Origin of the sequence: Pontibacter indicus, from assembly GCF_900156345.1 — a bacterium.
Lineage (GTDB): Bacteria > Bacteroidota > Bacteroidia > Cytophagales > Hymenobacteraceae > Pontibacter > Pontibacter indicus.
On the sequence record NZ_FTPP01000004.1, the window covers coordinates 306,183 to 318,539 of the forward strand.

At 51.9% G+C, this 12,357-nt stretch carries 14 protein-coding genes; 7 read left to right on the forward strand and 7 right to left on the reverse strand.

Annotated features, from left to right (window positions below; genetic code table 11):
* Nucleotides 1-86 precede the first annotated feature (86 nt).
* On the forward strand, nt 87-308 hold the full coding sequence (gene yidD, locus B0B12_RS18210; RefSeq protein WP_076672164.1) for a membrane protein insertion efficiency factor YidD: 222 nt from the start codon (nt 87-89) through the stop codon (nt 306-308).
* Nucleotides 309-392: 84 nt separating this feature from the next.
* Here the strand turns inward: yidD and B0B12_RS18215 are convergent, their stop codons facing one another.
* The 6 genes from B0B12_RS18215 to B0B12_RS18240 form a co-directional block, all read right to left on the reverse strand.
* Nucleotides 393-977 (reverse strand): flavodoxin family protein, encoded by a 585-nt coding sequence (locus B0B12_RS18215; protein ID WP_076671868.1) that lies wholly within the window; start codon nt 975-977, stop codon nt 393-395.
* 234 nt (nt 978-1,211) lie between these two features.
* The gene (locus B0B12_RS18220; protein ID WP_076671870.1) at nt 1,212-2,177 is read right to left on the reverse strand and encodes an NmrA/HSCARG family protein; all 966 of its coding nucleotides are present in this window, start codon (nt 2,175-2,177) and stop codon (nt 1,212-1,214) included.
* Nucleotides 2,178-2,583: 406 nt separating this feature from the next.
* On the reverse strand, nt 2,584-3,015 hold the full coding sequence (locus B0B12_RS18225; protein ID WP_076671872.1) for a GNAT family N-acetyltransferase: 432 nt from the start codon (nt 3,013-3,015) through the stop codon (nt 2,584-2,586).
* 9 nt (nt 3,016-3,024) lie between these two features.
* The gene (locus B0B12_RS18230) at nt 3,025-4,440 is read right to left on the reverse strand and encodes an alpha/beta hydrolase (protein WP_083704297.1); all 1,416 of its coding nucleotides are present in this window, start codon (nt 4,438-4,440) and stop codon (nt 3,025-3,027) included.
* A gap of 57 nt (nt 4,441-4,497) precedes the next feature.
* A complete protein-coding gene (locus B0B12_RS18235) occupies nt 4,498-5,166 on the reverse strand; it encodes an SdpI family protein (protein WP_076671874.1) in 669 nt (222 codons plus the stop codon).
* Nucleotides 5,167-5,171: 5 nt separating this feature from the next.
* Nucleotides 5,172-5,426, reverse strand: coding sequence for an autorepressor SdpR family transcription factor (locus B0B12_RS18240; protein ID WP_076672168.1), 255 nt, complete (start codon nt 5,424-5,426; stop codon nt 5,172-5,174).
* 299 nt (nt 5,427-5,725) lie between these two features.
* On the opposite strand from B0B12_RS18240, the gene B0B12_RS18245 reads away from it, so the two are divergent.
* Together B0B12_RS18245 and B0B12_RS18250 are read left to right on the forward strand one after the other, a co-directional pair.
* Nucleotides 5,726-6,655: a DUF1684 domain-containing protein gene (locus B0B12_RS18245; RefSeq protein WP_076671876.1), complete on the forward strand. Its 930-nt coding sequence runs from the start codon at nt 5,726-5,728 to the stop codon at nt 6,653-6,655.
* Nucleotides 6,656-7,059: 404 nt separating this feature from the next.
* Nucleotides 7,060-7,719, forward strand: a complete 660-nt coding sequence (locus B0B12_RS18250) for a thioredoxin family protein (RefSeq protein ID WP_076671877.1) — start codon at nt 7,060-7,062, stop codon at nt 7,717-7,719.
* A 75-nt stretch (nt 7,720-7,794) separates the two neighbouring features.
* Here the strand turns inward: B0B12_RS18250 and B0B12_RS20045 are convergent, their stop codons facing one another.
* A complete protein-coding gene (locus B0B12_RS20045; protein WP_083704298.1) occupies nt 7,795-9,768 on the reverse strand; it encodes a peptidylprolyl isomerase in 1,974 nt (657 codons plus the stop codon).
* Between the two features lie 127 nt (nt 9,769-9,895).
* On the opposite strand from B0B12_RS20045, the gene B0B12_RS18270 reads away from it, so the two are divergent.
* The 4 genes from B0B12_RS18270 to B0B12_RS18285 all read left to right on the forward strand — a co-directional run bounded on the left by B0B12_RS18270 (nt 9,896) and on the right by B0B12_RS18285 (nt 12,322).
* On the forward strand, nt 9,896-10,390 hold the full coding sequence (locus tag B0B12_RS18270) for a hypothetical protein (RefSeq protein WP_076671879.1): 495 nt from the start codon (nt 9,896-9,898) through the stop codon (nt 10,388-10,390).
* Nucleotides 10,391-10,394: 4 nt separating this feature from the next.
* A complete protein-coding gene (locus tag B0B12_RS18275; protein ID WP_076671881.1) occupies nt 10,395-10,889 on the forward strand; it encodes a hypothetical protein in 495 nt (164 codons plus the stop codon).
* 543 nt (nt 10,890-11,432) lie between these two features.
* Nucleotides 11,433-11,822 carry a hypothetical protein gene (locus tag B0B12_RS18280; RefSeq protein WP_076671883.1) on the forward strand — a complete coding sequence of 130 codons (390 nt, stop codon included), beginning with the start codon at nt 11,433-11,435 and terminating at the stop codon, nt 11,820-11,822.
* Between the two features lie 263 nt (nt 11,823-12,085).
* The gene (locus B0B12_RS18285) at nt 12,086-12,322 is read left to right on the forward strand and encodes a hypothetical protein (protein ID WP_076671885.1); all 237 of its coding nucleotides are present in this window, start codon (nt 12,086-12,088) and stop codon (nt 12,320-12,322) included.
* Nucleotides 12,323-12,357: the final 35 nt, after the last annotated feature.

Sequence of the window (12,357 nt, forward strand, 5' to 3'; positions counted from 1 at the left end):
TTTAGATTAGTTAAACTGTGACAAATCTACCTAAAAAATGCGTTTCCTAACAGTTGTTCGGTAAATTTAAACGCAGCAACCACACCATGACCTGGCTATTCAAAAAACTACTGCTGGCGCTTCTTTGGGTATACCGCAACATGATCTCGCCCTTGAAGCCCGCCACCTGCCGCTATTCCCCTTCCTGCTCCACCTACGCCGTGGGAGCCGTGAACAAGTACGGTCCTTTTAAAGGTGGCTGGATGGCACTGAAGCGGATCGGTCGCTGCCATCCGTGGGGCGGAAGTGGCTATGACCCTGTGCCGTAGAAATTAGAATTTATCTTTCAGGTATAGGCGGGCCCTAGCTGCGCAGGCAAGACTACTTGGATAAAAAAGGCTTCAAGCTATACCTTAGTTTTTCGGCACGTACTGCAGCATTTGCTTCACCATCTTATCGGCAGTGCTGGCGTAGTCTTTTTCGTATTTCTTCAGAAGCTCTTCCCGGGTAGGTTTTTCGCCTTTGGCCTGCTTTTCCCAGAGCACCGAAAGCGATGCATAGGGTGGCAGCACGATGCCAACGGCGTTGTAGAAATTGCTGATGTTGGCGATGATGTGCTGCGCCCCGTCTGAGTCGCCCGTGATCACGATGCCGCCCACTTTGCCCTCCAGCTTCGATTTCTTCCCTTCCAGAATCTCGTCATGCAGTTCATCGAGTCGCTCGATCACCCGCTGTATTTCCGATGACTGGTTGTTCCACCAGATAGGCGTGGCAAATACGATGATGTCAGCTGCAAGAAGCTGTTTGAGGATGCTGGGCCAGTCGTCGCCTTCATCCATGTCGCTGTAAGTGCCGGACAGGATGTTATGCTCGATCAGTTTGATGATGGTGCAGTCAATGCCTTGCTTCTTGAAATAGCCCGCCAGAAATTCAGACAGAACTTCTGTGTTCGATAGGCCCTCTTTTTTGAGTGTGCCGAGTAAAATGATTGCTTTCATACACGTTTTACTCAGAAACCTGCTTATGTGTTCATTATTGAAAGCTGGGTAACATGCGTTGGGCCGGCCTGGATGAAGGCTCCTGTAATAAGTACACGCTTCCAAAAGTACATTGAGCGGACGTGTTATCGGACAGCCATAAAGATCATCCAAGGTATAGCACAAAGCCATCCTTTGCCCATTTAGCGCTTTTGCTGCAGAAGATCGCTTTTTTACCCGGATAGCGAGGCTATACTAAGAAGCTGTAGCTGGTTCCAGTGGCATGCGTTTGGCGTTTTCAGCCAGCCAGGCGTCAAATGATTTGAGTTCTGGATTGATCTCTTTTGAGAAGCTAACGTCGCGTACGCTGTTACAGACCTGGTCAAAATCGCGGTAGAACTGAAACATGTTGCCCAGATCGTCGGCACCCGGAAAGCCGAAACTGCGGAAAGTCTCGGGTGATATACTGTTGTAGTGCACCTCCTGGCCCAGTGCCCTGCCCATGGCCTGCGCCATCTCCTGTCCGGTCAGTTGCTCACCCGCTATGCCTACAGTCTTACTGATCAGTTCTTCGCCTCTTTTAAAAATGCCATAAGCGCATTTACCAATGTCTTCGGCAGCTATACCTGCCATTTTCTTGTCGCCCATCGGGAGCGTCAGGTATAGCTTACCGTCTTCCCCTCTTTTGGGTCCCATGCCGAAGTAGATAAAGTTATCCCAGTAAAAAGAGGCCCTCATAAAAGTCGTAGGCACGCCCAGATCGGTAAAGAAATGATCGGCTTCGCCTTTGGCATCAAAGTGCGGCACTTTGTACTTGCCTTGCAGCGTGGGCATGCGGTTATCGTCCAGCGGCACCCACTGACGGGTGTCTTCCAGCGTCGACCAGATCACGTGTTTCAAACTGGCTTCTTTGGCGGCTTCTGCCATGTTTTTTGCCTCGGCATACTCTTTCTCCGGAGAGAAGTGCGCCCAGAAGAAGGTGACAAAGTAGGCACCGTAAGCGCCGTCCAACGCCCGTTTCATACTTGCCTTGTCATCAATGTCTGCCGTCACTACCTCGGCTCCCAGGTCGGCCAGTTCTTTGGCTTTTTCAGAGGAAAGATTTCGGGTTACGGCGCGCACGGCGAATGCGCTGTTGCTGTCACCTAAAATGGCGCGTGCAACTCCTCCGCCCTGGGCTCCTGTTGCACCGAATACCGTGATGATCTTTTTTGAAGCCATAAGTTTTAGTATAATAGTAAGCTATTTTTATACTTACGCTGGCTGTGGCTTTGAGATGTGTAGCTAAGTACGTTATTACAATACCGCATTGGACGCATTTAGAGGTATGATCCAAAAAGCTGTATGATTGGAGAGGAGTTGGTAAATAGGAGAGTGGCAAATAGCCAATGTTCTCAGCTTAAGGTTATTCTGTCATTTCGAACTGGGGGAAGGAGTCCACTAGAAGTGAGAAATCAGAAGTATAGCTAAACCCTTGAGATGAACCAAATCTCCTCAGTCTGTCGGAATGACAAATAGGGGATGTCATTCCTTAAATCGACGGCATTAGGAGATCAGTTAGGACCACAAGCTATACCTGGATGGCGCTATGGAAATTCTTAGTCCGGGGCTTTCCTATACCTTCCTTTTACAGACTGCTATCGAAAACCTTCTGCTCTTTTGTTTCGCTGAAGCCGATGTGCCGGTAGAAGGTATGCGTGTCGGTTCTTTTGGTGTTGCAGCGTACCCGGATCTTGTTTACACCTTTCTCCCGAGCCCATTGTTTGACAGCCTCGATCAGCAGCAGACCGATGCCTTTGACTCTCTGCTGCTCATCCACCACCAAACCGCCAATCTCCACGAAGGCATCAGATTCCAGCTGCAAGGTATAGCGGCCGTGCACCCAGCCCACTAGTTGCCCGGCTGTCATGGCTGCATAGGCGCAGTGGTCATGACTTGCCAGAACTGCCCGGATGCGCTGCGTCATGGCCGACGCAGTGGTGCTATAGCCAAGCTGTCCCGACAGACTGGCGACAGCAGCAGCATCCTGCTCCGTGATCTTTCTGAGTGTGACCTTCATATGCTAGCTCTATTTCACTACCCCCTTCATCCAGGTACTGATCGTTTCCAGCGCCACGGGCGCCAGGGTTTCTTCTATGGTCGCGTACTCGTGCACCTGGCCGGTGTCAGCGGTCTGGAAAATGTGGTTAAGGCCGGGCAGTTCTTTAATGGTATAACGCTTATTGCCGGCAGAATGCAGGGCTTTTTCAGTGGCGGCGAGGTTGACGGCGGCAGGCACCTGTAGGTCTTTGCTGCCGTTCAGAGCGAGCACGGGCATTTTGAGCTGCTGCAGGGCAGGGGCCGGGTCATAGGCCAGGAAATGGCGCATCCAGGGTGTCATGATCTGAGCGACAACGGCGTTTTCAGCTTGTGGCACAAGCAGCTGTGCGAGCTGTTTGTCTTCCTCAGTCAGGCTGGCTCTGGCATCCTTTTCTAGCTCGCGCACCTTCCGTGAGGCTTCAAAAACCTCCGTCGTTGAAGCGGCTACTTCGAACTGGGCGCGGCGCAGTTTGAGGTATTTCTGCAGGGACTCTTCCGGAAGCTGTGACTTCAGAAGCGCCTCGTTCTGAGACACCAGTAAGTCCACGCCTGGCACGGCGGGGCCCGCCATCAACACCACAAAGGCCGCGTCTTTGTTCGCGGCGGCCACGCTGCTCGCTATCAGGGCGCCCTCGCTTATACCTAGCAAACCAATCTTTTTGGGATTCACCTGCTGGTGGGTTTTCAGGAAGGTATAGGCCGCCTGCGCATCGGACACAAAATCCTGGGTAGTGGCCACGGCATGGTTGCCGCCCGACTTACCGGCGCCGCGGTCGTCGAGGCGCAGCACGGCAAAGCCCTGGCGCGTGAGGTGGTCGGCCAGCACCAGGAAAGGCTTGTGCCCCATCAGGGACATGTCGCGGTCCTGTTTGCCGGAGCCGGTGAACAGGATCACGGCCGGATGTTTGCCCTTACCTTCAGGTATAGAGAGTGTGCCGGCCAGTGTTATACCTGCCGTTTTGTTCTCCACCGTTACTTCCTGCTCCAGGTAGGGGTAGGGCTTCACGGGCATTTGCGGACGACGGGCAACGGGTGCTTCGCCCTTGCTGAGGGCTAGCGGGAAGTCCATGCCAGCCTGCTTCCAACTGCCGCTTATGGATTCCGGACCCGTTAACTTGCCAGCGAAGGCGATGCCACCTGCCGGTATGCGCAGGTATAGACTGTCTTGCTTAATCTCTGCTTCAGGTATAGGCATGCCTTTCACGCCCTGCATGGGCACGTCCATGGTGGCAGCGAACTGTCCGCTTTCGCTGCTACTCAGCCTGAAAATCACCGTTACGCGTGTCCCGGGGGCTTCCAGGGTACCGTGCCACGGACCGAGCACCTGTGCGGTAGTCGTTTGCTGGGCCACGGTGGCCATGGTGCTGAGTAGGATCAGGCAGCACGAAATGAGTAGGCGCGTCATGTTGATGTTTTTGTAAGTTTTGGTGTGAAGGATGGTAGTTGTGGGAATGTTTCGATGCTACGTCTGCTGCCCTAACCCGCATCTTTCCTGCCGGTAAATCATAAATGAGTACACTACAGGTATAAGCACTGTCAGGGCGATCACGGTGATGTAGAGCGCCTGCTGCATGCCCCATTCCGGCAGGAAAGCCAGTGCTATGAGTAAAATGCCGCCTACGATCCAAAGGATGCCGCCCAGGCGGTGCGTCCTGCGCCATACCTGCTCGCTCTCCAGTGTCCAGGGGGTGCGAATACCGATGAAGTAATTGGGCTTCACCGCCTGAAAGTAATTGCCCAGCGCAATGAACAGACCGCCTATTAACAGAAAATGTATGTTTTGGCGGGCGATATCAGGGTTTAATGCATGGTGGATGAGGAACACCGAAAGCGCTGCCATAAAAACAACGAGGATGAAGCGCAGCTGGTGGTACTTGCTGCCCATCTGGGCCAGTTTTCGTTTCGGGTCGATGTGCGGCAGGGCCAGCATGATGAGGTTAAGCAGGGCGGTTGTGCCCATCACAATCAGGATCAGGGAGGATTTGCTGGCCCAGCCGTCCGCCTCGCCCTGCAGGTTGAAGTGCACCGCCACTTGCTCCGGCAGCCTGTTCCAAACCAATGCCAGGTATACGAGCGGAATCAAAACGATCGCCCAAAGGATGATTTCTCGGGTCAGGTTCTTGGTTTTCATAAGGTCTAATCTTTAAGCGTGATGATCCATTTCATTAAGTCGTCGAGCACCGTCGTGTTGAGGGAGTAAATCACGAACTGCCCCTGTTTCCGGTAAGTGACCAGCTCCGCCTGGCTCAGGATGTCGAGGTGGTGCGAGATGCTGGGTTTGGTGATCTGAAAAGCCTCCGCAATATCGCCGGCCGTCAGGTCCTTCTCCTTCAGCAGGTTGAGGATTTCCCGGCGCGTCTGGTCATTGAGGGCTTTGAAAACTTTATTCACAAGGTTGGTTAGGTATTTAGACAAATATCTAAATATAATTTGAAAGTTCAAAATATTGCCTTAAAAATTATACCTATTAAGGAGTGTTTTTTTATTGCCTGATCAATGAATTTTTACCATAAGGTACAGTCACCTGATTGTAGGGTTATACCTTGAGATTCAGTTGCTCCCCTTGCTTATGTTAATTTATCTAGGATATGAGTCGAGTCAGGAGCATTTTAAGGTACTCTCGCAAAGTATGGGCTTGGTCCATATTTTTCTTAAATTTGCAGCATTGCTTGCCTTACCCCTTATTTACCGTGTTTCGATTTAAGAATTTCCCCCACTCCTTTTTTCTGTTTGTCTCTTTGTTAGTGGCTGGCGGTTGCGCTGAATACGACCAGTCTGCCAGGAAACCGGCAGAAACCACGGCCGCGTATGTGGCCAGTGTAGACGAGTGGCACCAGAAGCGTGAGGCGAAGCTGAAGGCACCCGATGGATGGCTCACGCTGGCCGGTCTGTTCTGGCTGCAGGAGGGCGCCAACACGTTTGGCAGCGGGCCCGACAACGACCTCACATTTCCGGAGGGCAAGATTCCGACCCGGGCAGGCATCATCACCCTAAAAGGCGATACCGTAACGACCACCATACGACCAGGCGTGGAAGTGCTGCTGAAAGGAATGCCCGTGCGCGAAACCCTGCTCTATACCTCCGCGATGGACTCGGTGCCCAGGCTGTCGCACGGCACGCTTACCTGGTTCGTGATCAAGCGCGGCACCCGGTATGGCATTCGCCTCCGCGACCTGCAGAACGATGCCCTGGTGCACTTCAAGGGCATCAAGCGCTTTCCGGTAAAGGCCGACTGGCGCCTGAAGGCCACTTTTGTGCCGCACCCTACCCCGAAGCAGCTAGCCATTACCAATATTGTGGGTCAAACCTCCATGCAGGACTCACCGGGGACGCTGGTGTTTACCCTGAACGGGCAACAGTACCAACTCGACGCGCTGCTGGACGGGGAGGAGCTCTTCATTATCTTCGCCGATAAAACCAACGGCATCGAAACTTATGGCGCTGGCCGCTACATCAACACCGACAAGCCGGGGCCGGACGGCACCACCGTGCTAGATTTCAACAAGGCGTACAACCCGCCTTGCGACTTTGTGTCCTACGCCACCTGCCCACTGCCTCCCCGTCAGAACTTCCTTCCCATCATGATCGAAGCCGGAGAAAAGTCCTACGGCGAATACTAAGCTATACCTTAAAAACTTACCCAATGCGGGCATCTCTGCGGCAGCTCAATAGGGATGCACCCGGTGCTATTTACACAAGTAGGCAAGGGCGGTAGTGTAACTTGGATCTTGGCATCGTTCCGCTGGCTGGTATGTTTTAGTATCTTTCAAGTATAGCTAGCGCAGCAGAATATGTTGTCCGCGTCGTTTGCGCTCCCGGACTCGGCTCCCTTGCGGCAAGTCAGGAGGGCAAAATGCCTTTGGCTATACCTTAACGGTTCTGCAAAGCGCCAGACATAAACTCTAAACAATTTAATGTTAAAAGGGTAGTATATGACAGGGGATGCAGGAGCTTTCGGGCAAAAGGAACTTAATGGAACATATAACTGTTAATATATAGTTCCGTGAAAATTTAAATGTAGATTATGATTGAAGAGACCAAACCTAATACAGTAATTACGAGTGTACATCTGGCGCAGGCCATGAACTATACCCAGTACCGGGAATTAATTGACCAACTACTTGCCGAGAACAAAACCACGGGGACAGACCATTCTGAAGCCATGGTAGAGTATACCCGCATGAATGCCCAGCGCATGCGGCGTGTCGAAAAGACCACTGTGCTGGATGATGAGCTGGTGGAGCTGATGCTGCGGGTGCAGAACAAAATGCTTTGGGTGATTGTGACGGAGGCCTGGTGTGGCGACGCTGCTCAAACGGTGCCAGCCATTGTGAAAGTAGCCGAAGCCTCGCCGCTGATTGACGTGAAGCTGTTGCTGCGCGATGAGTACCCAGAGGTGATAGACGCTTACCTGACCAACGGTGGCCGCTCCATTCCGAAGCTGATCGTGCTCGACGCCGAAACCATGGAAGAACTCGGCACCTGGGGCCCACGGCCGGTGGCTGCGCAGGAGCTGTTCATGGATATGAAAGCGCAGAACGTACCTTATCAGGAGTTTGCAGAAAAGCTACACGGCTGGTATGGCAAAGACCGCAGCAAAACTCTGTTGCAGGAGTTCAGACAACTGATTCCGCAATGGGCGCGCCTGCAGCCAATTGAAGAGCAGCCAATGGAACGCCTCTAATCGCAGTTCCATTTATACAAAAGCGGCGACCTTTAATGAAGGCCGCCGCTTTTTTTATACCTGGATGGTGGGTTATTAATTGGTTTTAGCCCGCAGAATCAGGTTCACCTGTTTGATCTTGTCGCCCACTTCCAGTTGGTGTACTACTTCCATACCTTCCACCACCTTCGCGAAAATGGTGTAGCGGCCGTCTAGGTGGGGGGCAGGGGAGTGAGTGATGAACCATTGGTTGCTCTCGGTATCTTTTCCGGCAGAGGCCATACCTACATAACCCTCGCGGTAATGGAGCAGGGCAAACTCTGAGCGAATAGAGTAGTCGGAGCTGCCCCAACCGTCGCCGCGCTTGTCACCACCCTGCGCCACAAAGTTGGGTACCACGCGGTGGAAGTACAGCCCGTCAAAAAACTGCTTGTTCACCAGTTCCACAAAGTTGGCTACCGAGCCCGGTGCGTCCTCCACAAATAACTCCAGGGTAATTGTGCCCTTCTCAGTCTCGATCACCACCTGTTGGTCTGGGTGCAGGGTCTGCACTAGTTTCCAGTCGATTGGGTGCGTGAAAGGGTTTTGCGGAGTCTCGGACTGCTCTTTGCCGCTCAGGTAGTCGATGGTCTTCTGTAGTTCAATGTTCGTTTCCATGTCGCGCGGCAGCACGAGTTTCTGTTGTGCCGCGGTCAGGAAGGCATGGTCGCGGTATACCTCCCGGAAGTTAAGCTTTGGATTGCGGATCACACCCGCTGCCAGGCCCACCAACGACACATCACCGGAGGCTATACCTTGCTTAAAGATGTTGGCGAATTCCTGCTCCAAAGCCTTCGGAAAGTCTCCCTGCTGGCGCATGGCGGTGAGGGCCTCCATGCCATAGGTGCCAATAACGGGCTGCGGGGCGGCAAAGGTCTCTTTGGCGATGAATTGATGGTTGTTGTAGTCGGCGGAGAGGGCTTTGAGCAGATGTGCTTTGTCATATGGGTTTTGAGTGCGCAGGTATAGCTGCTGGTATTCCTGGCTCAGTTTGGTCTTATCAGGGCTGTTGCGCAGAATCACCCAGATCAGCCCGGCACGCACGCGGCCGTCCTCTACCTGCGCCAGGGCCTTGCGCAAGGTATTGCTGTCCACGCCGGCAAAGTTGGCCTGCAAAAATTCTGCCGTGGCAACTGCCGTGTTAATGTTCCGGTCGGTGAGGCCCGTCAGGATGGCCTTGTCTATTTCTTCAAACTCGAGCCCCGTCATGGAGCGGATCGCGCTCAGGCGAACGCGGTAGTCCGGGTCGCTCTGCACAACGCCGGAAAGCAGGGCAGCCTTGTCGCGGGCGTTTACCTTAGCGAAAGCCTGCGCCACCGCCATGCGCACCTCCGCCGATGGGTCTGAAGTAACCACAGTGGTTAGTTGCTGGCGGTAGGGCGACAGATCGATCTTGGGCGTGCGGGCCAATTGGTGCGCGGCCGCCAGTCGCACTTCCTCCGATTTGTTCTCTGTCAGCCATTGCACGGCTTGTTTCACGGCCTGCTCGCTGCTGACCTGGCGTAAGCCCGCCCGGTATAACCCCCAGGCCTGACCAGCCTGTGCTTTTGCCGTAGCAGCCTGGTAGTTGACCAAAAAGTTCAGGCCGCCGCTGTCAGCCAATTTGCCGAGCGCTTCCAGGGCCTCTGCCTGTACTGCCGGTTGCTGCTCCTGCTGCAGGTGCCGGATCATGGCCTGTTGGGCTTTCTTATGCCCGATCTGACCCAAGGCATAAGCTGCCGCCACCCGGATCGAGGTGCTGGTGTCGGATAGCGAAATGAGTAGCTGCGGGATGGCCAGCGTGTCCTGCACCGAGGCGAAGGCGAGTGCTGCTTCCTGGCGGTACTGCGGCTTTGGGTGGTTCAGGAAGTTGAGCAGTTCAGTAGTCTTGCGCTCGTCCTGCAAGGTATAGAGTTCGCGTAAGGTGGCGTCCGAGAACTTATTGATTTGTTGGGTAGCAGTGTCGGTGGTCACCGCTGTGCTTTGCTGCGGCTGCTGTCGGCAGGCTGCAAAGGCGGCGAGGGCAAATAAGAGGGTATAGCTTTTTTTCATCGTGTATGCTTAAGCGCATCAATATACTAAATGCCTGTAATATAGCCCTGCTAAAATGTTTTGCTATTAATTAGTTTGGCATCCATTGGATTTTTAGTATATTGAATCCTTAAAACTAAATCTTCCGATGCAGCACACTGGCATTAGCATACGTTTGTTTTCCAAACCCTACGGCATTCGGTCGCAGGTGGAGCGTCTGCTTTTCGTGTTGGCCCTGCTTTCAGTGGCTTTGCACGGTTGGCTTCTGTATCAGCTTATTACGGTCCGGGACTTCCACTCGGCCATGACCTTTCTATACCTGTTTAGCCTGTTACCTTTCGCGCTTTTCATGGTTTCCGTGTGGCTCGACCATAACCCCGGCTACCAGCGCCACCTGAGCATTTCGGAGCTGGGCGTGCGGTACCGGCTCGGTTTTATGCAGCGAGAGCACGAATTTGAGTGGGAAGAAGTGGAGCGGATGAGCATTAGAGGGTCTGTGTTGGAGTTTGAGCTCAAGAATGAGGAACGGCATGAAATTGCGTTGGACACGGTCAATCATACCCGGAAGCTGCAGCGCGTCCGCAAGGTACTGGCTCAGATTGCAGAATCAAAAGGCATAACCTTGGAAGAAACGCAGCACTAACCCTATGTACGTAAACCTCTACCCTCACAAAGAGTTGAAAAAGACCAGGCAACTACTGCTCTGGACAGGTATACTGCTACTCTGCGGTGGACTGACTGCCCTGGCCGGTGAGCTTATCGCTCGTGAAGAAATCAGATGGATTTGGGCAGTGGGTGCACTGGTGGTAAGTGCCATTGGCTCGCTGGGGTTTGCCGTAGGGGCTGGCCACCTGCAGTTGAAGGATGCTTACTTTTCGATGACGCCGGAGCGGATTGCTTACCGTCTTACCCTGTACGGAACCGAGCACACGATCTATTGGGACACTATCGACAGCATTCAAGCAACTGCGCATACCCTGGTGTTCGACCTGAAAGACAGCAGGCAGGTGATCATGCGACTCGGGCATATCCAGAGTCGCGAAACGGCCAACCACGTGAGCGTCAGTATACAGTTAGCCGCCATACAGCAGCAAGTCGAAGTAAACAAGGTGCCGGTAAGTGCACAGGGCGTCAGGCAGTAAAGACTTGGCCCTAGCATTTCCCAATTAGCTTTATCTCTAAAACCCCGTTACTTTTATAGCTGCCGACATATAGTCCTGTGCTCTATGGGTAAGCCACTCGCAGGTATAGGTGATAAGCCCTATTAGATAACTTCTTCCTCATTCACAGCCTGCTTTCAACTAATACTATACCTACGCTCGTGCCATGTTTATTACCTCCATTATAATTGTACTATTTGTTTGCAGTTAGCTCATGATGCACAAATTTATTATAAATATAATAAAATAAATTATAATTAACTGGAATTAATATATTCTAAACAAAATATAACCTGAATAAAATCCTGTCGTATTGTATTTTAATTCAATTATATTCATTAATTTCTACTATTTAGTATCTTAGCTGCTAGTCGCCTCCGTCTTGCTGTAAGTCATCCATTTACAATAGTTTCCATGTACATAAGCTTTTACACAGCCCGACAACTGCGTAGGATCAAAGACAGGCTGCTTTGGTTAGGGTTGTTTATGGCATGTGGAGGCGGGGGAGCACTAATTTACAATCTTTTGCTGCGTCAGGAAGCCCGCTGGCTGTGGGGAGCGGCAGCGGGTATAATTGCATTGGTGGGGCTATACCTGGTGGCGCTTGGTACAGATAAAGTATCGCTCAAAAATGTGTTTGTTGCCATATCGCCCAACAAGATTTCCTACAGGCTAAATTTTTACAGCAGAGAGCATAGCCTGGACTGGAGAAGCATTGCGGCTATGCAGTTTAGCGACCAGTGTATCATTTTCGACCTGCAAGGCGGAAACCAGCGGTCACTGCACTTGGCGGACATCGAGAGTCACAACCTGGCCAGCCAGGTGGCAGTTAACCTGCAGTTAGCCGCCCTGCAGCATAACATAACCGTTAACGGTATCCGGTTTAACGTGCCTGGGTCAATTGCGGACCTGTAATTTGCCTCGCTTTTTCTAGATGCTTTGCAGCGCTCTCATACCATTAAAGCTTCGCTTCCCTTTCCCTTTCCAAACTTTCTAACTCAGCAACCCGCAAACCATCCTGTTTAGTGATGTCAAAACTGACTTCAGCTTACAATTAGTCAGCCTGTAATAATATTTTGTAATTATTAACACATAAAATATAATTAATTAATTTTTTAATATATATTTTTATATTAATATTGCAATGTAAGTTATCCCACGCTCTAACCTTTTAGCCCATGAAGTTAAAATTCTATACTGCTTTGATCAGCGCCATGATGCTTCTTTCATTTGCCAGCAACGCAGGCACAAAACTGGAATCAGCCAGGTACGACAAAGCGACCAAGGCCAGTAAGCAGGCAGTATCCGGCAATAAAACAGCTTCCTATTTTTCTTTTAAATCCTCTGCTTACAAAAAAGACGGCCTGGTAAAAAGGAAGCGCTATAAAAAAGGCAGCTGCCCTGGCTTCGATTAAGTCTCACACCTTCCCCAGTAGAATGTCTTAGGCAG